The following is an 18,746-nucleotide window of genomic DNA, read 5'->3' as shown; positions in this document are numbered from 1 at the left end:
ATGAGCACGAACAAGCCAACCACGCCCTACAGCCAGCGCGAGCAGGGTTATCGGGAAAAGGCGTTGAAGATGTATCCCTGGGTCTGCGGACGTTGCGCGCGGGAATTTTCCGGCAAGCGTCTCAGCGAGTTGACGGTCCATCACAAGGACCATAATCACGACAACAACCCGGAGGACGGTTCCAACTGGGAGCTGCTCTGCCTGTACTGTCACGACAACGAGCATTCCCGCTATACGGACAATCAGTACCAGGCAGAGGCCCGCCCCGGCAGCGACCTGGGGCCGAAGGAAACCTTCAAGGCCTTCGCCAACCTGGCCGATCTGCTCAAGAGCAAGCAATGACGAAGGGCGGCCAAGCCGCCCGAACCGTCACTTGACCAGCAGAACCGGAACGGCCACCTCGTGGATCACCCGGGTCGCCACGGAGCCCAGCACCAGTCCGGTGAAACTGCCCAGCCCGCGCGTCCCCATCACCACGGTATCGCAACCCAGACGCTTGACCGCATCGTTGATCTGCTCGGAGACGTTGCCAAGCACTGCATGGGTTGCATGGGTGATTCCGGCAGCCTTCAGCTTCTGTGCGGCCTCGTCGAGCACTTCCTGAGCTTGCGCCATCAGGCCGGCGTTGAGATCGTCGATCAGGCTGGCGGTAACGTATTCGCCGTAAATGATGGGTTCGTGCTGGACATTCAGTACCTGCACCTGCAGCGGCAACGACGTATCGCGAACCAGATCGATCACATACTGCAGCGCGCGTTTGGCGTTTTCCGAACCATCGAATGCAAGCAGAATATTGCGCATAGACACCTCCCTTGTTGAGTGAACTTGAGCATAGCCCAGCAGCATGACAGCGGCTCACCACCATCGAGGCTGTCTTGATCTGGCGCAAGCAGGCATCATTTCAGGCTAAACACGCGACGCGGAGGTAAGCATGACAACCCCTGAAACTCCCCCTTTCGGCACCGCCGACGCCTCGTTCCAGGCAGCGGGCGGCACTGCCGGCATCGAGCGACTGGTAGATGATTTCTATCACGCCATGAATCAACTCCCACAGGCAGCGGGTATTCGCGCCATGTACCCCGAAGACCTGACATTGCCACGCGAGAAACTGGCCGCATTCCTCAGCGGCTGGCTGGGCGGGCCGCGTCACTATGCGCAAAAATTCGGTCCAATCAGCATTCCGCAATTCCATACACGCTGGGAGGTCGGCGACGCCGAGCGCGACGCCTGGCTCGACTGCATGGCCTACGCCATTGCACGACAGCCCTATTCCGCCGAATTCGCCGAATACCTGCTCCAGCAGCTGCGCGTACCCGCCCAGCGTATTCTCCAGGCGCAGCCAGCGCATGGCTGCCCAGGCTCACGGGCATAACGCGGCGCAGCTTCACCATGCAGCTTCATCAGGCTTCGATCCGGGTGGATCGAACGCTAGACTAGCTGCCTCGAAAACCAGCGGACGGCCATGTCAGCCCTAGAATTCCTGCAGCTCTCTGCCGCGCAGCATCCCCTGATCATAAAGTTCTACCGCACCCATCACAGTCGCAACCGGGTTCGGCCACAGGCGCGATGCTGGGTTGTGCGGCGACGAGGCGAGATCATTGGTGGGCTGTGCCTGACACCCGTGGCCTACGGGCATTTCCTGACCGGCCTGCTGATCGCTCCAGATGAGCGCAACCAGGGAATCGGCGCACAATTGATGCGGCAGGCCCTGAAGGACATCCAGCAGCCGATCTGGCTGTTCTGCCAGCCACGTCTTTATGCTTTTTATGCACGTCTCGGATTCACCCTGGCCAGCACCTTGCCCGAAGCACTGGCCGAGCGGCTGGCACGCTACCAGCGAACCAAGACATTGATTGCTCTTCAACGCAACGCCCGGATGGCCACCTTGCCCAGACCAACGCTGACGATATCCATTGCCTGCCTGTTCGACGACTCTGGCCGTATCCTCGTCGTACGCAAGCGCGGCAGCGCCTATTTCATGTTGCCCGGCGGTAAGTCGGAGCCAGGTGAAACACCCATCCAGACGCTGCAACGGGAACTGTGGGAAGAGCTGGGGTTGCAGCTGGATGAACACGCGTTTCAGTCGCTCGGTCATCATTCAGCGCCAGCCGCGAATGAGCCGGGACACTGGGTCGAAGCGGAGGTATTCCAGGCATCCCTTACCCAGGCCGTAAAGGTGCAGGCGGAACTGGAGGAGCTGGGCTGGCTGGACTTACCAACTGCGCGTACCGAGCATCTGGCACCGCTGCTGCGTGAAAAAATTCTACCGCTGCTGCTGGAGCGCGAAGACCCGCTCTCGCTGCGCTTTACGCAACCTGCGGCGACCGATTAAAGAACTGCCATTAAACCTGATCGGCGCGGCTGCGCTTGCGGCAAGCCGTGGGGTCGATACTGCGATACTTTTCTTCGGGCAAAAAAAAGGGGCGGGAGTTTATCCCCGCCCGTCTTCTTCCCTGCTCCCTGTTGTCCATCATCTTCCTGATGAAATCGCTCCGCGATTGTTCCTTGGCCCTCATCCCTGCTGACCCGTGCTTATCCATAAGCACGGAGGGGATATTAATGACTTTAAGGGCGTCGACAACTCGCAGAGATTCGCGCGCCGTTGACGCTCAACGTTTCGCGTACATTAGAAATTACTTTTAAATCAAATAGATAAGAACAGCTCTGGCCGACTCGGAGAAAATGCAGCAGCGTGATTTCACGCTTCTCCTACAGTTCTTGTAAGTAAATGCTTACAAAAGAACGCGACATGCAGGAAATTTTCGACGGCCCCGATTAATTCCATCGACCGTTAACCGTTAAAACGACAAAGGGGCGTGACGGCGCAGGCCAACGCATCGGCCCGGCAGAGTGACCGGGCCGACAGCGGGCAGCTCCCTACTGGAACAGCGCGTCGCTAGAAAGACCGTTGCGCTCCAGAATCTCGCGCAACCGCCGCAACGCTTCGACCTGAATCTGCCGAACACGCTCGCGGGTCAGGCCGATCTCCTGCCCGACTTCCTCTAGCGTGCAACTCTCATGACCGCGCAGCCCGAAACGACGGACGACCACTTCACGCTGCTTTTCGGTCAGATCGGAAAGCCACTGGTCGATGCTGGCCGACAGGTCGTCATCAAGAAGCAGCTCACAGGGATCGCTCGGTTTGTCATCCGTCAGGGTGTCGAGCAAGGTCTTGTCGGTATCCGGCCCAAGCGACACGTCTACCGAGGTAACGCGCTCATTGAGTCCGAGCATGCGCTTCACCTCGGCCACCGGCTTCTCCAGCAGGTTGGCGATTTCTTCGGGGCTGGGCTCGTGATCAAGCTTCTGGGTCAGCTCTCTGGCCGCGCGCAGGTAGACGTTGAGCTCTTTGACCACATGGATAGGCAGGCGGATGGTGCGGGTCTGGTTCATGATCGCCCGCTCGATCGTCTGCCGAATCCACCAGGTGGCATAGGTCGAGAAGCGGAAACCACGCTCGGGATCGAACTTCTCGACCGCGCGGATCAGGCCCAGGTTGCCCTCCTCCACCAGATCGAGCAGCGACAGGCCGCGATTGACGTAACGTCGGGCGATCTTGACGACCAGCCGCAAATTACTTTCGATCATGCGCTTGCGCCCCGCCGGATCGCCCTTGCGCGCCAGGCGGGCGAAATGAACTTCTTCTTCGGGGGTCAGGAGGGGGGAAAAACCGATTTCGTTGAGATACAACTGCGTGGCGTCGAGCGCGCGGTTGTAGTCGATGAACTTGTGTTGCTTGCTGGCCGCGAGCTTGCCTTTGCTACTCGCGGGACTTCGATGCGCCTCGCCAACCGCCTCGAAGTCCAGGGTGGGTTCCATGAGCAGAACCTCGTCGTCAACGTCAAACTCCAGCGCTTTTTTTTCGAGTGCCATTTTTATTGTCCCGTTCTGAGTTCGACAACGGGCTCAGGCGACGCGCGATCCTTGGCGAAACCAGAGCCCATCCTACGTGGAACGGGTGGCCGTCAGGTCAACGCCTTGGCAGGTACTGCATGGGGTCTACGGGTTTGCCCTGACGGCGGATCTCGAAATGCAGCTTTACGCGGTCGGTGCCCGTCGAACCCATCTCGGCAATGCTCTGCCCAGCTTTGACTTGTTGACCCTCCCGAACCAGCAGCCTGCGGTTGTGGCCGTAGGCGCTCACATAGGTATCGTTGTGCTTGATGATCACAAGTTCGCCGTAACCCCGTAAACCACTACCGGCGTACACAACAGTCCCATCAGAAGCAGCCAAAACAGGCTGGCCTAATTGCCCAGCGATATCAACGCCTTTATTCAAACTCCCGTTTGAGGAAAAACGCCCGATGATCTGACCGTTCGTTGGCCATGCCCAGCCGCTGGCCGAACGTGCCACCGGAGTGACCTTCGTGGCCGGCACCGGTTGGGTAGGTGCCTTGCTGAGTGTCGGCGGCGACTGCTGAGGGACGGGCGTTGCGACAACGGCAGGCGGCACGGCCCTGGGCGCAGGCGTTGGCGCGGCTCGGGGTGTCGAGGCACTGGCGACGGTGTTGCTCGCACCCCGGTCGAAGCGGATGCGTTGCCCTGGATGAATGACATAAGGCGGCTGAATTCCGTTGGCGCGGGCCAGTGCGCGCCAATCCCAACCGTAGCGACCGGCGATCGACGACAGCGTGTCGCCGCGACGCACCGTGTGATAGCCGCTGGTAACGGCCGGACGGCCGTTACGGTCCACCACCTGCACGCCTCCCTGCTGGGGTGTCGAACAGCCGGTCAGCAACCAGCCAGCCAACAGCACACCAGGCACGAAACGGAACAAGGGATCGCGAATCAACCGCTGAATGGCTGTGAGCCTCAATGCTCGCTCCCTGATGAAGAACTATCTGTTCAGACGCTTTCTGCAGTCGACTGGCGGCGACTGGCAAGCCACTCCAGGCCGAGCACAAGCGCAATACCGGCGATTGCCAGAACAACAGCCAATACGAATTGCGGATCCTGCCCGGTGAGTTCGCCATAGGCGCCCGGAAACAGGTTCTGCTCCAGCACGGGTGTACGCTCGCCGTGCGAATTGGTGCGCCAGGTCAGCGTTTCCTTCCACGGCCAAACCTTGTTCAGCGAACCCAGCATCAGCCCGGTGAGAAAGGCCAGCGTCAGATCGCGCCAGCGATGCAGCGTCCAGTGAAGCAGTTTGGCGAAGCTGAGCAGCCCCAGTGCACAGCCGACCGCAAACACGATCAGCACGGCGATGTCGAAGCTCTTTACCGCGGCCAATACCGTCGGATAGAGACCGAGAAGCACCAGCACAAAGCTGCCGGAGATACCCGGCAAGATCATCGCGCAGATGGCGATGGCTCCGGCGAAAAACAGGCTCAGACTATCGGTTCCCCACTGCATCGGCGCCGCCACGGTGATCCAGTAGGCGAAGGCGATACCCAGCACGAAGCTGATGCCGCTCGACAGGTTGCGTTGACGGATTTCCCGAGCGACCAGGTGCACCGAGACCAGAATCAGGCCGAAAAAGAACGACCACACCGGAATCGGATGCTGCTCCAGCAGATAGGTAATCAAGCGGGCCAGACTGAAGACGCTGGTGAGGATACCGGCCAGCAGAGTTATCAGAAACCCGGCGTTGGCGATTTTCCAGGCCTCGCCCATACGGCCACGCAGCAACGAACCCAGCGCCCGGGGAAACGCCGCGATGGAACGCAGCAATTCGTCATAGATGCCAGTAATGAACGCGACAGTCCCGCCGGATACGCCAGGCACCACATCCGCCGCACCCATCGCCATGCCCTTGGCGTACAGCAACAAAGCGTCTTTCATGCTTCCTTCCACTGATGATCAAACAACCGGTCCATTGAGCAGCGGCACGAAGCGTACGGAATCCAGAAGGCGGCGCGAAAAGCCGGTTTCCTCACGAACGATCAGCATCAGGTGCTGAACCTCGCCGGCCCCGACCGGAATCACCAGACGCCCACCGGGCGCCAGTTGATCGAGCAGGGCCTGCGGTACCTCGGCAGCCGCCGCAGTAACGATGATGCCATTGTAGGGCGCCAGCGCAGGCCAGCCCTCCCAGCCATCACCCCAGCGAAAGACCACGTTACGCAGCTTGAGTTCGGCCAGACGCTCCTTGGCACGCTCCTGCAGCGCCTGGATGCGCTCCACGGAAAACACCCGCTCGACCAGCTGCGCCAACACGGCGGTCTGGTAACCCGAACCGGTGCCGATCTCCAGCACCTTGTCCAGCGGGCCGTCGGCCAGCAGCAACTCGCTCATGTGGGCGACCATGAACGGTTGCGAAATCGTCTGGTTGTGCCCGATGGGCAGCGCAGTGTCCTCGTAGGCCCGGTGCGCCAGCGCTTCGTCGACGAACAAGTGCCGCGGCGTGCGGCGGATCACTTCGAGCACATGAGGATTGGACAGCCCCTCCTCGTACAACCGCTGGATCAACCGATCGCGGGTGCGCTGCGAGGTCATGCCGGTACCGTGCCGCATCAGATCGCCCGATCCGCGATGACTCACAGCAGATCCTCCAACCAGCGATCAAGGCCCTGGAATGCCTCGCGGAACGTGCGATCCAGCTGCAGCGGCGTGATCGACACGTAACCCTGCATCACGGCATGGAAGTCCGTGCCTGGCCCACCATCCTCGACATCTCCGGCGACGGAAATCCAATAGCCTTCCTTGCCACGCGGGTTCGCTTGCTTGACCGGCGGCTTGGCGCGGCTGCGATGCCCAAGACGGGTCAGGCGGATACCACGGATGTGATCCAGCGGCAGGTTCGGCACGTTAACACTGAGTACCGTGCGCGGCGGCAGATCGAGCTGATCGTGTTTCTCGACCAGCGTCCGGGCGATAGCCGCAGCAGTCGGCAGGTTTTCCGGCGAACGGGAAATCAGCGAGAAAGCGAATGCCGGGCGGCCCGTGAAACGCCCTTCGATGGCCGCCGCGACGGTGCCCGAATAAAGCACGTCGTCGCCCAGGTTGGCGCCCAGGTTGATACCCGAGACAACCATGTCCGGCGTTTCGGCCAGCAGGCCGTTGAGCCCGAGGTGTACACAATCGGTGGGCGAGCCGTTCAGGCCGATGAAGCCGTTGGGCATGCTCACGGGGTGCAGCGGGCGATCCAGGGTGAGTGCGCTGCTGGCACCGCTCATGTCCTGGATCGGGGCAACCACCCGGCACTCGGCATAGTCGGCCAGCGCGTCATAAAGCGCGGCGAGCCCGGGCGCATGCACCCCGTCGTCGTTGGCGATCAGAATACGCATCAGATGTCCGTCTGCCCTGCCAGGTTGACCAACTCGCGCACCACAGCGGTGGCGAAACATCCGGTCGGCAGGACGAATTCCAGTTGCAGAATGTCAGGCTCGGGATAATGCCACGACAACCCCCCAATGGGGAGGCGAAGAATGCGCCGTTCGTGCTTCATGCCAGCATCTGCGAGCCACTTGGCGATCGCCGGCTCGCTGCCCGCAATCCGCTGTTCCAGCGCCTGAACATCGCCGGCCGCGGGCGATTCTCCAACGCCCCACAGCGGCCCGGTGGGATGCAGATCGAGAATCGCCAGCCGCGGATCGTCACATTCGGCCTCGCCCGCCGGAAAAAAGCTGCGGCTATCGGTGAACGCAAGCAGATCACCCACCTGTGCGCGATCCCAGGTCGCCACAGCGACCCGCTCGGCCAGAACGCGGTTGAACAGGTAGCTGCGGCCGGCCGAAAGCAACCGCGAACGCAGGTTGCGCTGCACCGGCAGTTCCCCGCGGCCGGCGAATTCGCGGGCGCCGTGCAGATTGCCACCTTCGTGGCCAAAACGCTGCAGACCGAAATAGTTGGGTACGCCGAGATCCCGGATACGCTCCAGACGGGCGTCAAGCGCTGCACGCTCGCCGCGCAGCTCCGTCAGGCGCAGGGTGAAACCGTTGGCCGAATGGGCACCGCGCTGCAATTTGCGCTGGTGACGGCTGTGCTGGAGGATCTTCAGACTTTCGTTCTCCGCAGCCGCCAGCTCCGGGTCGCTCTTGCCTGGCAGGTGCAGGCTGAACCACTGGCGGGTCAGCGCCTGACGATCCTTCAGTCCCGCGTAGCTGACCATCTTCAGCGGCACCCCGGCGGCGCGCGCGATGCGTCGGGCGGCTTCCTCCGTGTTGAGGTTGCGCTTTTCCACCCACAGCCACAGGTGCTCGCCTTCACCGGACAAGGCGATGTCCAGCACCTCGTCGACCTGAAAGTCCTCGGCCACGGCCTTCAGCACCGCGCTGCCGCAAGGCTCGCCATGCGCCCGTGGCCCCAGCAGCTGGTCCTCGGTCATGCGCGTACCAGCAGGGCGACCGCATGCACCGCGATCCCCTCCTCGCGCCCGACGAAACCAAGCTTCTCCGTGGTGGTGGCCTTGACGTTGACCTGATCCAGCGCCACCTGCAGATCGGCGGCGATCAGCTCGCGCATGCGCTCGATGTGCGGCGCCATCTTCGGCGCCTGCGCAATGATGGTGGTATCGACGTTGCCGACCGTCCAGCCCTTGGCTTTCACCTGCTCGAGCACATGACGCAACAGCACGCGGCTGTCGGCGCCCTTGAACTGCGGATCGGTGTCCGGGAAATGCTTGCCAATGTCACCGAGCGCCGCCGCGCCGAGCAGTGCATCGCTCAAGGCATGCAGCAGCACGTCACCATCGGAATGCGCCAGCAACCCGAAGCGATGCGCAATCCGCACACCGCCGAGCGTGATGAAATCGCCCTCACCGAAGCGGTGTACGTCATAACCGTGGCCGATACGCATATGAGAAATACCTTCGAAAAAACGCAGGCGGCCGATTCTACAGGACCCCGTTGCGTCCGGATGACAAAGAGCCGCTGAGCTATCGATATCGGCGATAAGCATCATCAACCGGATCGATCATATATCGGCAAATCACGATATATAGTTCGCCTCATTCCGATATACCTTTCAACGGAACCAATATGCCGGACGACCTCGACGACATCATCAAAGCGCTCGCCCACCCGCTGCGCCGCGACATTCTGCGCTGGCTAAAGGAGCCGCACCTGCATTTCGCCGAACAGCATCATTCGCTGGAGAACGGCGTCTGCGCCGGGCAGATCGATCAACGGGCCGGGCTGTCGCAGTCAACGGTATCCGCGCACCTGGCAACGCTGCAGAAGGCCGGCCTGATCAGCAGCCAAAAGGTCGGCCAGTGGCATTTCTTCAAGCGCAACGAGGCCGTGATTCAGGCCTTCGTCGAACGCATCGGCCAGTCACTCTGAAGCTCTTAATCCTCCCACTGCACAGGAGCGGTATCGCTATGCCCACTCTCTTCGACCCGATCAAGATCGGCGATCTGGAACTCACCAACCGCATCATCATGGCGCCTCTGACCCGTTGCCGTGCCGAGCCCGGCCGTGTCCCCGGCGCCCTGATGGCCGAGTACTACGCTCAGCGCGCCGATGCCGGCCTGATCATCAGCGAAGCCACTTCGGTCACGCCGATGGGGGTCGGCTACCCGGACACGCCCGGCATCTGGTCGGCTGAGCAGGTGCAAGGCTGGAAGAAGATCACCGAAGCCGTGCATGCCAAGGGCGGCAAGATCGTGCTGCAGCTCTGGCACGTCGGGCGCATCTCCGATCCGCTGTACCTCGACGGCCAGTTGCCGGTCGCCCCGAGCGCCATCAAGCCGGCCGGTCACGTCAGCCTGGTGCGCCCGATGAAGGACTACGAGACGCCGCGCGCGCTGGAAACCAGCGAGATCCCGGCCATCGTCGAGGCTTACCGCAAGGGTGCCGAGAATGCCAAGGAGGCCGGTTTCGACGGCGTGGAAATCCACGGCGCCAATGGCTATCTGCTCGACCAGTTCCTGCAGGACAGCACCAACCAGCGCACCGATGCTTACGGTGGCTCGCTGGAAAACCGTGCGCGACTGATGCTTGAAGTGACCGACGCCGCCATCAGCGTCTGGGGCGCCGGCCGGGTCGGCGTACACCTGGCGCCGCGCGCCGATTCGCATGACATGGGCGACTCCAATCGCGCCGAAACCTTCGGCTACGTTGCCCGTGAACTGGGCAAGCGCGGCGTCGCGTTCATCTGCACCCGCGAATACGCCGGCGAAGACAGCCTCGGCCCGCAGCTGAAGCAGATATTCGGTGGCGTGTACATCGCCAACGAGCGCTTCACCAAGGAACAGGGCAATGCCTGGCTGGCAGAAGGCAAGGCCGATGCGGTCGCCTTCGGCATTCCGTACATCGCCAACCCTGATCTGGTCGAGCGTCTGCGCCAGGATGCACCGCTGAACGCACCCAAGCCCGAGCTGTTCTACGGCCAGGGTCCGGTCGGCTACACCGATTATCCGTCGCTCTAAGCTCCGGCGATGGAAAGGCCCGACCGGGAATTCCGACCGGGCCTTTTTTGTGCCCGTCTTCGGCGTTCATCCTTCCGAGTGTGTTCAACGCACCCCGGCGTAGCATGCGGACGCTCGGGTGGAGCCGGCGCGTGGATGAGGCTGCGCCGTGATCCACCTACGCGTTCAGCGCCTCGGCGTGATGGCGCAGATGGTCCTCGATGAAGCTGGCGATGAAGTAGTAGCTGTGGTCATAACCCGGCTGGATGCGCAGGGTCAGCGGATGTCCGGCAGCCCTGGCGGCGGCTTCGAGCGCCCGGGGCTTCAACTGGCCATCCATGAAGTCGTCACGATCGCCCTGATCCACCAGAATCGGCAGCTTCTCGCCCGCCTCGGCCAGCAGCACACAGGCATCCCACTCGCGCCAGCGTGCGCGATCCTCGCCCAGGTAACGACTAAACGCCTTCTCACCCCACGGGCAGTCCAGCGGATTGCTGATCGGCGCGAACGCCGACAGCGACCGGTAACGCCCCGGGTTCTTCAACGCGCAGATCAGCGCGCCGTGCCCGCCCATCGAGTGCCCGCTGACGCCTCGGCGATCGGAAACCGGGAAGTTCGCCTCGACTAGCATCGGCAGCTCATGCACCACATAGTCGTACATGCGGTAATGCTGCGCCCAGGGCTGCTCGGTCGCGTTGAGATAGAAGCCGGCGCCCAGGCCGAAATCCCAGGCGCCGTCGGGGTCGTCCGGCACGTCCGCACCGCGCGGGCTGGTATCCGGCGCTACGATGATCAACCCAAGCTCGGCAGCCAGGCGCTGTGCACCGGCCTTCTGCATGAAGTTTTCATCGGTGCAGGTCAGCCCCGACAACCAGTACAGCACAGGCAGCCGAGCACCCTGCTCGGCCTGCGGCGGCAGGTACACGGCGAATACCATGTCGCAGTTCAGGCTGCTGGAACGATGACGGTAACGCTTGTGCCAGCCACCGAAACTCTTGTTGCTGGAAACGATTTCTAGAGTCATGGACGTGCCTCGCGCAGGGTGAAAAAACCGCAAGGTGTTTGCCACCGATCAAGGTGGATAAGCCGTGCGGCGGCGTTATCCACCCTACGGGTCAGAAATGGATGACGGTGCGGATGCTCTTGCCTTCGTGCATCAGGTCAAAAGCCTTGTTGATGTCGTCCAGCCCCATGGTGTGCGTAATGAAGGTATCCAGCGGGATTTCGCCGGTCTGCGATTTTTCGACGTAGCTGGGCAGCTCGGTGCGCCCCTTCACGCCGCCGAACGCCGAGCCGCGCCACACGCGCCCGGTCACCAGCTGGAACGGACGGGTGCTGATTTCCGCTCCGGCCGGCGCCACGCCGATGATGGTCGACTCGCCCCAGCCCTTGTGGCAGCACTCCAGCGCCGCGCGCATCAACTGGACATTGCCGATGCACTCGAAGCTGTAATCCACGCCGCCGTCGGTCATTTCGACGATCACGTCCTGGATCGGCTTGGCGTGGTCCTTCGGGTTGACGAAGTCGGTGAGCCCCAGTTCGCGCGCCACAGCTTCCTTGGCCGGATTGATGTCGATGCCGATGATGCGGCTGGCCTTGGCCATCTTCGCGCCGATGATCGCCGCCAGGCCGATGCCACCCAGGCCGAAGATCGCCACGGTCGAGCCTTCGGTGACCTTGGCGGTGTTGAGCACCGCGCCGATGCCAGTGGTCACGCCACAGCCGAGCAGGCAGACCTTCTCCAGCGGCGCCTCCTTGGGGATCACCGCCACCGAGACTTCCGGCAGCACGGTGTACTCGGAGAAGGTCGAGCAGCCCATGTAGTGGTAGACCGGCTGCCCCTGGTAGCTGAAGCGCGTGGTGCCGTCCGGCATCAGGCCCTTGCCCTGGGTGGCGCGCACCGCGCTGCACAGGTTGGTCTTGCCGGATTTGCAGAACTTGCACTCGCGACATTCGGCGGTATAGAGCGGAATCACATGATCGCCAACGGCTACGGAAGTCACACCCTCGCCGACCGCTTCGACGATGCCGCCACCTTCGTGACCCAGGATGCAGGGGAAGACGCCTTCGGAGTCCTGCCCGGACAAGGTGTAGGCGTCGGTGTGGCAGACGCCGCTGGCAACGATGCGTACCAGCACTTCACCAGCCTTGGGCGGGGCGACATCTACCTCGACGATCTGCAGAGGCTGGTTCGGGCCGAAGGCCACGGCGGCGCGCGATTTGATTGTCATGACGGGACTCTCGATGTGACATGGAAAGCCGAGAGTGTAATTGAGCGGCAAACTGGTTTAATCAGGCTTTCCTGGAAAACATTATTGCCAATCAGGGACAATTGACCGCCACGCATAAGAGAGAGATCAAACGATGAGTCGCTGGGAAGGCCTGGACGAATTTGTCGCCGTAGCCGAATGCGGCAGTTTCATGCGTGCCGCCGAGCACCTGCGCGTCTCGTCTTCGCATGTCAGTCGACAGGTCGCTCGCCTGGAGGAGCGTCTGCAGGCACGGCTGCTGTACCGCACCACGCGTCGGGTGTCGCTGACCGAAGCGGGTCACACCTTCTTTGCGCGCTGCCAGCGGTTGATCGAGGAGCGCGACGAGGCGTTCCTGGCGATCAGCGACCTGCACGCCGCGCCCACCGGGCTGCTGCGCATGACCGCGGCGGTGGCCTACGGCGAGCGCTTCATCGTGCCGCTGGTCAACGAATTCATGGCACAGCACCCGCAGCTGCGGGTGGAGATCGAACTGTCCAACCGCACGCTGGATCTGGTGCAGGAAGGTTATGACCTGGCGATCCGCCTGGGTCGTCTCGGCGAGTCGCGGCTGGTCGCCACCCGTATCGCGCCGCGCGCGATGTACCTGTGCGCTGCGCCATCCTATCTGGAGCGCTACGGGCGACCGCACACGCTTTCCGAGCTGGGCCGACACAACTGCCTGATCGGAACCGGTGATACCTGGACCTTCCAGATCGACGGCCGCGAACAGCACTTCAAACCGAGCGGCAACTGGCGCTGCAACAGCGGCCAGGCCGTGCTGGACGCTGCGCTGCGCGGCTTCGGCCTCTGCCAACTGCCCGACTACTACGTGCAGGAACCGCTGCGCCACGGTGAGTTGGTTTCGCTGCTGGAGGCCAATCAACCGCCGGACACCGCCGTGTGGGCCGTCTACCCGCAACGGCGTTATCCGCTACCGAAGGTGCGTTTGCTCATCGAGGCGCTGAAGACCGGCCTGGCACAGCGCCCCGAATATGCCGGAACACCGCTCTAGAACGCGTACTCAATGATCGCCTCAGACGGGCTGACGAGCTGGACGCCTGGGCACGGAGGTTGAAGTCGTCATCGTGCCGTCGACCACCAGCGATGCGGCAGCGCGCTATCGCTATCCAGCGGTAACGGGCAGCGAGGTCTAGCGGTTGTCAGGCATCTTGGCCTGCCAGCGCTGCTGCAGCCAGAGCAGGTCCTCCGGCCGGGTGACTTTCAGGTTATCCGCCCGCCCTTCCACCATGCGCGGCGCAAAGCCCGCCCATTCCAGCGCCGAGGCCTCGTCAGTGACGTTGACACCACTGCGCAACGCTCTTTCCAGCGCGTCGCGCAGCAGGCCAAGACGGAACATCTGCGGCGTGTATGCCTGCCAGATCGCACTGCGATCCACCGTTTCCAGCACGCGCCCATCGGGGCCGACACGCTTAAGCGTGTCGCGCGCCGGCACACCCAGAAGTCCACCGACGGCATCGTCGCCAAGCTCGGCCAACAGCGTGTTCAGGTCTTCGCGCGTCAGGTTGGGGCGCGCCGCATCGTGCACCAGCACCCAGTCCTGGTCCTGCGCACCCAGCTCGCCAAGTCGCCGCAGACCATTGAGCACCGAGTCACAGCGCTCGCGCCCGCCGGCGGCGCGCTGCACGCGTTCATCGCGGGCACAGGCGAGGTCCGGCCAGTACGGATCGGCGTCGGCCAGGCTCACCACCAGTCCGCGCAATCCTGGATGATCGAGGAAGCAGTCGAGGGTGTGTTCGATGATGCAGCGCCCACCGAGCGGCAGGTACTGCTTGGGGCGATCGGCCCGCATGCGGCTGCCCACGCCAGCGGCCGGTATCACCACCCAGAAGTCGGGCAATGCGCAGCTCATTCGGTCAGCTGATAGAGGGTCTCGCCCTCTTTGACCATGCCCAGCTCCTGGCGCGCGCGTTCCTCGACCGTCTCCATGCCGGCTTTCAGCTCGAGCACTTCCGCCTCGAGGATACGGTTACGTTCAAGAAGGCGCTCGTTCTCGCCCTTCTGCTCGGCGATCTGTTTGTTCAGGCTGCTGATCTGGGCAAGGCTGCCCTCGCCTACCCACAGACGATATTGCAAACCGCCCAGCAATAGGATCAGCACGACGAACAACCAGTAGGGACGGCGCATAGCAGGCATGAAACGAACTTCGGCGGTTTTCAGTAGGGAAAGATGGCGAGCGCACCGCTAGCGGCCCGAGTGACTTCCGCAGCGTTAAGCATCGAGCCGATTGAAACAAAAAAGGGCGACTTGCGCCGCCCTTTTTTAAATGCCGCAACTCAGCCGCGGAATTCGGCACGGCCCTTGTATGGTGCCTTGCCGGCCAGCTGCTCTTCGATACGCAGCAGCTGGTTGTACTTGGACACGCGGTCGGAACGGCACAGCGAGCCGGTCTTGATCTGGCCAGCGGCGGTACCCACGGCCAGGTCGGCGATGGTGCTGTCCTCGGTTTCGCCGGAGCGGTGCGAGATCACCGCAGTGTAGCCGGCGGCCTTGGCCATCTGGATGGCTTCCAGCGTCTCGGTCAGCGAGCCGATCTGGTTGAACTTGATCAGGATCGAGTTGGCGATGCCCTTGTCGATGCCTTCCTTGAGGATCTTGGTGTTGGTGACGAACAGGTCGTCGCCGACCAGCTGCACCTTCTCGCCGATCTTGTCGGTCAGTGCCTTCCAGCCAGCCCAGTCGGACTCGTCCATGCCATCTTCGATCGAAATGATCGGATAGCGCTGAGTCAGACCAGCCAGGTAATCCGCGAAGCCGGCGGCGTCGAATGCCTTGCCTTCGCCGGCCAGGTCGTACTTGCCATCCTTGAAAAACTCGCTGGATGCGCAGTCCAGAGCCAGGGTCACGTCGCTGCCCAGCTGGTAACCGGCCTTCGCGACCGCCTCGGCGATGGCCGCTAGGGCATCTTCGTTGGAGGCCAGGTTCGGCGCGAAGCCGCCTTCATCACCCACGGCGGTATTCAGGCCACGGGCTTTCAGCACGGCTTTCAGGTGATGGAAGATCTCGGCGCCCATGCGCAGGGCATCGGCGAAGGTCTTGGCGCCGACTGGCTGAACCATGAATTCCTGGATGTCGACGTTGTTATCGGCGTGCTCGCCGCCGTTGATGATGTTCATCATCGGCACCGGCATGGAGTACTGGCCGGGGGTGCCGTTCAGGTCGGCAATGTGCGCGTACAGCGGCACGCCTTTGGCCTGGGCAGCAGCCTTGGCAGCGGCCAGGGACACGGCGAGGATGGCGTTGGCGCCCAGCTTGGCCTTGTTCTCGGTACCGTCCAGCTCGATCATCGCCTGATCCAGGCCCTTCTGATCGACCGGATCCTTGCCCAGCAGCAGATCGCGGATCGGCCCGTTGACGTTGGCCACGGCGTTCAGCACGCCCTTGCCCAGGTAGCGGCTCTTGTCACCGTCGCGCAGCTCGAGGGCCTCGCGCGAGCCGGTGGAAGCACCGGACGGTGCACAAGCACTGCCGATGATGCCGTTATCGAGGATCACGTCGGCTTCCACGGTCGGATTGCCGCGGGAGTCGAGGACTTCACGACCCTTGATGTCGATGATCTTTGCCATTGTTATTAACACTCCATAGATAGCTGCAAGGCTTTCAAGCAGTTTCGATTGGCGGAAAACTCTTGACCAGATCATCCAGCTGCTTGAGCTGGGTGAGGAAAGGTTCCAGCTTGTTCAGACGCAGCGCGCAGGGACCGTCGCACTTGGCGTTGTCCGGATCTGGATGAGCTTCCAGGAACAGCCCGGCCAGCCCTTGGGACAGCCCCGCCTTGGCCAGATCAGTAACCTGGGCACGGCGCCCACCGGCCGAATCGGCGCGACCACCCGGCATCTGCAACGCATGGGTGACGTCGAAGAACACCGGATACTCGAACGACTTCATGATGCCGAAGCCAAGCATGTCGACGACCAGGTTGTTGTAGCCGAAGGACGAGCCGCGTTCGCAGAGGATCAGCTGATCGTTACCGGCTTCCTCGCACTTCTTCAGGATGTGCTTCATTTCCTGTGGCGCGAGGAACTGCGCTTTCTTGATATTGATTACCGCGCCGGTCTTGGCCATGGCCACCACCAGATCGGTCTGCCGCGAGAGGAAGGCCGGCAGCTGGATGATGTCGCAGACCTCGGCCACCGGAGCGGCCTGGAATGGCTCGTGCACATCGGTGATCACCGGCACGCCGAAGGTCTTCTTCACTTCCTCGAAGATCTTCATGCCCTCGTCCAGGCCCGGGCCGCGGAACGAGGTGATCGAGGAACGGTTGGCCTTATCGAAGCTGGCCTTGAACACGTAAGGAATGCCGATCTTCTCGGTTACCCGCACGTACTCCTCGCAGGCCGTCATGGCCAGGTCGCGGGACTCCAGTACGTTGATGCCGCCAAACAACACGAAGGGCTTGTCGTTGGCGATCTCGATATTGCCTACGCGGATGGTTTTCTGGCTCATGCCTTGCTCGCCTTGTAACCCAGCGCTGCGTTGACGAAACCGCTGAACAGCGGATGACCATCACGCGGCGTGGACGTGAATTCGGGGTGGAACTGGCAGGCCACGAACCAGGGATGATCCGGCGCCTCGACCACTTCCACCAGCGCGCCGTCGCCGGAGCGGCCAGTAATTTTCAGGCCAGCGGCCTGCAGTTGCGGCAGCAGGTTGTTGTTGACTTCGTAGCGATGGCGATGGCGCTCGACGATGCGCTCCTGGCCATAGCATTCGAATACCTTCGAGCCCTGCTCCAGACCGCACTCCTGTGCACCCAGACGCATGGTGCCACCGAGGTCGGAGGAGTCGGAGCGTTTTTCTACCGCACCGCTGGCATCTTCCCATTCGGTGATCAGCCCCACCACCGGGTGAGCGCTGTTCTTGTCGAACTCGGTGGAATTGGCGTCCGTCCAGCCCAGCACATCACGCGCGAACTCGATGACCGCTACCTGCATGCCGAGACAGATGCCCAGGTACGGAATCTTGTTCTCGCGGGCGTATTTGACCGTGGTGATCTTGCCTTCCACGCCACGCAGGCCGAAACCGCCGGGTACGAGGATGGCATCCACCCCTTCGAGCAAGCCGGTGCCCTGGTTCTCGATGTCTTCGGAGTCGATATAGCGCAGGTTCACTTTGGTACGGCTCTGAATGCCGGCGTGGCTCATGGCCTCGATCAGAGATTTGTAGGCATCGAGAAGTTCCATGTACTTGCCGACCATGGCGATGGTGACTTCCTTCTCCGGATGCAGCTTGGCATCGACCACGCGGTCCCATTCGGAGAGATCGGCACCGCCGCACTTGAGATCGAAACGCTCGACGACGTAATCATCCAGACCCTGCGCATGCAGGATGCCCGGAATCTTGTAGATGGTATCGGCGTCCGGCAGGCTGATCACTGCGCGCTCTTCGACGTTGGTGAACAGCGCGATCTTGCGCCGCGAAGACACATCGATGGCGCGGTCCGAACGACATACCAGCACGTCCGGCTGCAGGCCGATGGAGCGCAGCTCCTTCACCGAGTGCTGAGTCGGCTTGGTCTTGGTTTCGCCGGCGGTGGCGATGTACGGCACCAGCGTCAGATGCATCAGCATGGCGCGCTTGGCGCCGACTTCCACACGCAGCTGGCGAATCGCCTCGAGGAACGGTTGCGACTCGATGTCGCCGACGGTGCCGCCGACTTCCACCAGCGCCACGTCGGCATCACCAGCACCCTTGATGATGCGGCGCTTGATCTCGTCGGTGATATGCGGAATGACCTGAATGGTCGCGCCCAGGTAATCACCGCGGCGCTCGCGGCGCAGCACGTCTTCGTAGACGCGACCGGTGGTGAAGTTGTTGTTCTGGGTCATACGGGTGCGGATGAACCGCTCGTAGTGCCCCAGGTCCAGGTCGGTCTCGGCGCCGTCGTGGGTGACGAACACTTCACCGTGCTGGAACGGGCTCATGGTGCCTGGATCGACGTTGATGTAAGGGTCCAGCTTGAGCATCGTGACCTTCAGGCCCCGCGCCTCCAGGATGGCCGCCAATGAAGCCGAAGCGATGCCTTTCCCCAAAGAAGAAACAACACCACCCGTGACGAAGATGTAGCGCGTCATGAAAAACCCTAGAAGTCTGCGTTAAGCGGCCAGCGCCGCCGGGGGAAAGCGAAGATGCCATTGCGCACCAGGCGGCAATAGCGCAACTGCCACGGATTCGAAGAAACCGCAGAA

Annotated in this window: 21 protein-coding genes; 6 read left to right on the top strand and 15 right to left on the bottom strand. The window is 62.3% G+C overall.

Features of this window, described 5'->3' with window-relative positions:
* Entirely contained in the window at positions 1 to 342 is a 342-nt protein-coding gene (locus AC0ZJQ_RS08230) for a YajD family HNH nuclease (protein ID WP_102829484.1), read from the top strand.
* A gap of 27 nt (positions 343 to 369) precedes the next feature.
* Here the strand turns inward: AC0ZJQ_RS08230 and AC0ZJQ_RS08225 are convergent, their stop codons facing one another.
* Positions 370 to 801, bottom strand: a complete 432-nt coding sequence (locus tag AC0ZJQ_RS08225; RefSeq protein ID WP_237265005.1) for a universal stress protein — start codon at positions 799 to 801, stop codon at positions 370 to 372.
* 130 nt (positions 802 to 931) lie between these two features.
* On the opposite strand from AC0ZJQ_RS08225, the gene AC0ZJQ_RS08220 reads away from it, so the two are divergent.
* Together AC0ZJQ_RS08220 and AC0ZJQ_RS08215 are read left to right on the top strand one after the other, a co-directional pair.
* A complete protein-coding gene (locus AC0ZJQ_RS08220) occupies positions 932 to 1,372 on the top strand; it encodes a group II truncated hemoglobin (protein WP_037019262.1) in 441 nt (146 codons plus the stop codon).
* Between the two features lie 90 nt (positions 1,373 to 1,462).
* Positions 1,463 to 2,332 (top strand): GNAT family N-acetyltransferase, encoded by an 870-nt coding sequence (locus AC0ZJQ_RS08215; RefSeq protein WP_476477663.1) that lies wholly within the window; start codon positions 1,463 to 1,465, stop codon positions 2,330 to 2,332.
* Between the two features lie 545 nt (positions 2,333 to 2,877).
* On the opposite strand, the gene rpoS is transcribed toward AC0ZJQ_RS08215, so the two are convergent.
* From rpoS to ispF, 7 genes are all read right to left on the bottom strand, one after another.
* On the bottom strand, positions 2,878 to 3,873 hold the full coding sequence (gene rpoS, locus AC0ZJQ_RS08210) for an RNA polymerase sigma factor RpoS (RefSeq protein ID WP_008566913.1): 996 nt from the start codon (positions 3,871 to 3,873) through the stop codon (positions 2,878 to 2,880).
* A 97-nt stretch (positions 3,874 to 3,970) separates the two neighbouring features.
* Positions 3,971 to 4,816: a peptidoglycan DD-metalloendopeptidase family protein gene (locus AC0ZJQ_RS08205; protein ID WP_237265003.1), complete on the bottom strand. Its 846-nt coding sequence runs from the start codon at positions 4,814 to 4,816 to the stop codon at positions 3,971 to 3,973.
* 29 nt (positions 4,817 to 4,845) lie between these two features.
* Positions 4,846 to 5,781, bottom strand: a complete 936-nt coding sequence (locus AC0ZJQ_RS08200; RefSeq protein ID WP_155553088.1) for a polyprenyl-phosphate transporter — start codon at positions 5,779 to 5,781, stop codon at positions 4,846 to 4,848.
* Positions 5,782 to 5,799: 18 nt separating this feature from the next.
* Positions 5,800 to 6,435, bottom strand: coding sequence for a protein-L-isoaspartate(D-aspartate) O-methyltransferase (locus AC0ZJQ_RS08195; protein ID WP_476477763.1), 636 nt, complete (start codon positions 6,433 to 6,435; stop codon positions 5,800 to 5,802).
* A 41-nt stretch (positions 6,436 to 6,476) separates the two neighbouring features.
* On the bottom strand, positions 6,477 to 7,226 hold the full coding sequence (gene surE / locus AC0ZJQ_RS08190) for a 5'/3'-nucleotidase SurE (RefSeq protein WP_008566907.1): 750 nt from the start codon (positions 7,224 to 7,226) through the stop codon (positions 6,477 to 6,479).
* Positions 7,226 to 8,266: a tRNA pseudouridine(13) synthase TruD gene (truD, locus tag AC0ZJQ_RS08185; protein WP_008566906.1), complete on the bottom strand. Its 1,041-nt coding sequence runs from the start codon at positions 8,264 to 8,266 to the stop codon at positions 7,226 to 7,228. The genes surE and truD overlap by 1 nt, the downstream gene beginning before the upstream one ends.
* Positions 8,263 to 8,736: a 2-C-methyl-D-erythritol 2,4-cyclodiphosphate synthase gene (ispF, locus tag AC0ZJQ_RS08180; protein ID WP_054095303.1), complete on the bottom strand. Its 474-nt coding sequence runs from the start codon at positions 8,734 to 8,736 to the stop codon at positions 8,263 to 8,265. Before ispF ends, truD begins: the two co-directional genes overlap by 4 nt.
* A 182-nt stretch (positions 8,737 to 8,918) precedes the next feature.
* Between ispF and AC0ZJQ_RS08175 the strand changes: the two genes are divergently transcribed.
* Positions 8,919 to 9,221, top strand: a complete 303-nt coding sequence (locus tag AC0ZJQ_RS08175) for an ArsR/SmtB family transcription factor (protein ID WP_003290692.1) — start codon at positions 8,919 to 8,921, stop codon at positions 9,219 to 9,221.
* A 38-nt stretch (positions 9,222 to 9,259) separates the two neighbouring features.
* Positions 9,260 to 10,309, top strand: coding sequence for an alkene reductase (locus AC0ZJQ_RS08170; RefSeq protein WP_155553092.1), 1,050 nt, complete (start codon positions 9,260 to 9,262; stop codon positions 10,307 to 10,309).
* Between the two features lie 157 nt (positions 10,310 to 10,466).
* Here AC0ZJQ_RS08170 and fghA read toward each other — a convergent pair whose 3' ends face one another.
* Together fghA and AC0ZJQ_RS08160 are read right to left on the bottom strand one after the other, a co-directional pair.
* Entirely contained in the window at positions 10,467 to 11,312 is an 846-nt protein-coding gene (gene fghA, locus AC0ZJQ_RS08165) for an S-formylglutathione hydrolase (protein WP_008566903.1), read from the bottom strand.
* Positions 11,313 to 11,403: 91 nt separating this feature from the next.
* Positions 11,404 to 12,519, bottom strand: a complete 1,116-nt coding sequence (locus tag AC0ZJQ_RS08160; RefSeq protein ID WP_314020316.1) for an S-(hydroxymethyl)glutathione dehydrogenase/class III alcohol dehydrogenase — start codon at positions 12,517 to 12,519, stop codon at positions 11,404 to 11,406.
* Between the two features lie 133 nt (positions 12,520 to 12,652).
* Between AC0ZJQ_RS08160 and AC0ZJQ_RS08155 the strand changes: the two genes are divergently transcribed.
* Positions 12,653 to 13,552 carry a LysR substrate-binding domain-containing protein gene (locus tag AC0ZJQ_RS08155; RefSeq protein WP_008566901.1) on the top strand — a complete coding sequence of 300 codons (900 nt, stop codon included), beginning with the start codon at positions 12,653 to 12,655 and terminating at the stop codon, positions 13,550 to 13,552.
* 138 nt (positions 13,553 to 13,690) lie between these two features.
* Here AC0ZJQ_RS08155 and ispD read toward each other — a convergent pair whose 3' ends face one another.
* From ispD to AC0ZJQ_RS08130, 5 genes are all read right to left on the bottom strand, one after another.
* Positions 13,691 to 14,410, bottom strand: coding sequence for a 2-C-methyl-D-erythritol 4-phosphate cytidylyltransferase (gene ispD, locus AC0ZJQ_RS08150; protein ID WP_213663130.1), 720 nt, complete (start codon positions 14,408 to 14,410; stop codon positions 13,691 to 13,693).
* Positions 14,407 to 14,685: a cell division protein FtsB gene (ftsB, locus tag AC0ZJQ_RS08145; RefSeq protein WP_008566898.1), complete on the bottom strand. Its 279-nt coding sequence runs from the start codon at positions 14,683 to 14,685 to the stop codon at positions 14,407 to 14,409. The genes ispD and ftsB overlap by 4 nt, the downstream gene beginning before the upstream one ends.
* A gap of 149 nt (positions 14,686 to 14,834) precedes the next feature.
* Positions 14,835 to 16,124, bottom strand: a complete 1,290-nt coding sequence (gene eno, locus AC0ZJQ_RS08140) for a phosphopyruvate hydratase (RefSeq protein ID WP_237264995.1) — start codon at positions 16,122 to 16,124, stop codon at positions 14,835 to 14,837.
* 34 nt (positions 16,125 to 16,158) lie between these two features.
* Positions 16,159 to 17,004: a 3-deoxy-8-phosphooctulonate synthase gene (kdsA, locus tag AC0ZJQ_RS08135; protein WP_476477662.1), complete on the bottom strand. Its 846-nt coding sequence runs from the start codon at positions 17,002 to 17,004 to the stop codon at positions 16,159 to 16,161.
* Complete coding sequence (locus AC0ZJQ_RS08130; protein WP_237264993.1) at positions 17,001 to 18,632, bottom strand: CTP synthase; 1,632 nt, start codon at positions 18,630 to 18,632, stop codon at positions 17,001 to 17,003. Before AC0ZJQ_RS08130 ends, kdsA begins: the two co-directional genes overlap by 4 nt.
* Positions 18,633 to 18,746: the final 114 nt, after the last annotated feature.

It is taken from the genome of Stutzerimonas sp. 21-1, from assembly GCF_056336065.1.
The sequence above is the reverse complement of the archived record's forward strand: the minus strand, read 5'-3'. Positions and strand labels throughout refer to the sequence as shown.

What these genes read in the sequence shown, in the direction of transcription:
- AC0ZJQ_RS08230 (WP_102829484.1), top strand. Translation starts at nt 1, where the DNA reads ATGAGCACGAACAAGCCAACCACGCCCTACAGCCAGCGCGAGCAGGGT.
- AC0ZJQ_RS08225 (WP_237265005.1), bottom strand. Translation starts at nt 801, where the DNA reads ATGCGCAATATTCTGCTTGCATTCGATGGTTCGGAAAACGCCAAACGC.
- AC0ZJQ_RS08220 (WP_037019262.1), top strand. Translation starts at nt 932, where the DNA reads ATGACAACCCCTGAAACTCCCCCTTTCGGCACCGCCGACGCCTCGTTC.
- AC0ZJQ_RS08215 (WP_476477663.1), top strand. Translation starts at nt 1,463, where the DNA reads ATGTCAGCCCTAGAATTCCTGCAGCTCTCTGCCGCGCAGCATCCCCTG.
- rpoS (WP_008566913.1), bottom strand. Translation starts at nt 3,873, where the DNA reads ATGGCACTCGAAAAAAAAGCGCTGGAGTTTGACGTTGACGACGAGGTT.
- AC0ZJQ_RS08200 (WP_155553088.1), bottom strand. Translation starts at nt 5,781, where the DNA reads ATGAAAGACGCTTTGTTGCTGTACGCCAAGGGCATGGCGATGGGTGCG.
- AC0ZJQ_RS08195 (WP_476477763.1), bottom strand. Translation starts at nt 6,435, where the DNA reads ATGACCTCGCAGCGCACCCGCGATCGGTTGATCCAGCGGTTGTACGAG.
- surE (WP_008566907.1), bottom strand. Translation starts at nt 7,226, where the DNA reads ATGCGTATTCTGATCGCCAACGACGACGGGGTGCATGCGCCCGGGCTC.
- truD (WP_008566906.1), bottom strand. Translation starts at nt 8,266, where the DNA reads ATGACCGAGGACCAGCTGCTGGGGCCACGGGCGCATGGCGAGCCTTGC.
- ispF (WP_054095303.1), bottom strand. Translation starts at nt 8,736, where the DNA reads ATGCGTATCGGCCACGGTTATGACGTACACCGCTTCGGTGAGGGCGAT.
- AC0ZJQ_RS08175 (WP_003290692.1), top strand. Translation starts at nt 8,919, where the DNA reads ATGCCGGACGACCTCGACGACATCATCAAAGCGCTCGCCCACCCGCTG.
- AC0ZJQ_RS08170 (WP_155553092.1), top strand. Translation starts at nt 9,260, where the DNA reads ATGCCCACTCTCTTCGACCCGATCAAGATCGGCGATCTGGAACTCACC.
- fghA (WP_008566903.1), bottom strand. Translation starts at nt 11,312, where the DNA reads ATGACTCTAGAAATCGTTTCCAGCAACAAGAGTTTCGGTGGCTGGCAC.
- AC0ZJQ_RS08160 (WP_314020316.1), bottom strand. Translation starts at nt 12,519, where the DNA reads ATGACAATCAAATCGCGCGCCGCCGTGGCCTTCGGCCCGAACCAGCCT.
- AC0ZJQ_RS08155 (WP_008566901.1), top strand. Translation starts at nt 12,653, where the DNA reads ATGAGTCGCTGGGAAGGCCTGGACGAATTTGTCGCCGTAGCCGAATGC.
- ispD (WP_213663130.1), bottom strand. Translation starts at nt 14,410, where the DNA reads ATGAGCTGCGCATTGCCCGACTTCTGGGTGGTGATACCGGCCGCTGGC.
- ftsB (WP_008566898.1), bottom strand. Translation starts at nt 14,685, where the DNA reads ATGCGCCGTCCCTACTGGTTGTTCGTCGTGCTGATCCTATTGCTGGGC.
- eno (WP_237264995.1), bottom strand. Translation starts at nt 16,124, where the DNA reads ATGGCAAAGATCATCGACATCAAGGGTCGTGAAGTCCTCGACTCCCGC.
- kdsA (WP_476477662.1), bottom strand. Translation starts at nt 17,004, where the DNA reads ATGAGCCAGAAAACCATCCGCGTAGGCAATATCGAGATCGCCAACGAC.
- AC0ZJQ_RS08130 (WP_237264993.1), bottom strand. Translation starts at nt 18,632, where the DNA reads ATGACGCGCTACATCTTCGTCACGGGTGGTGTTGTTTCTTCTTTGGGG.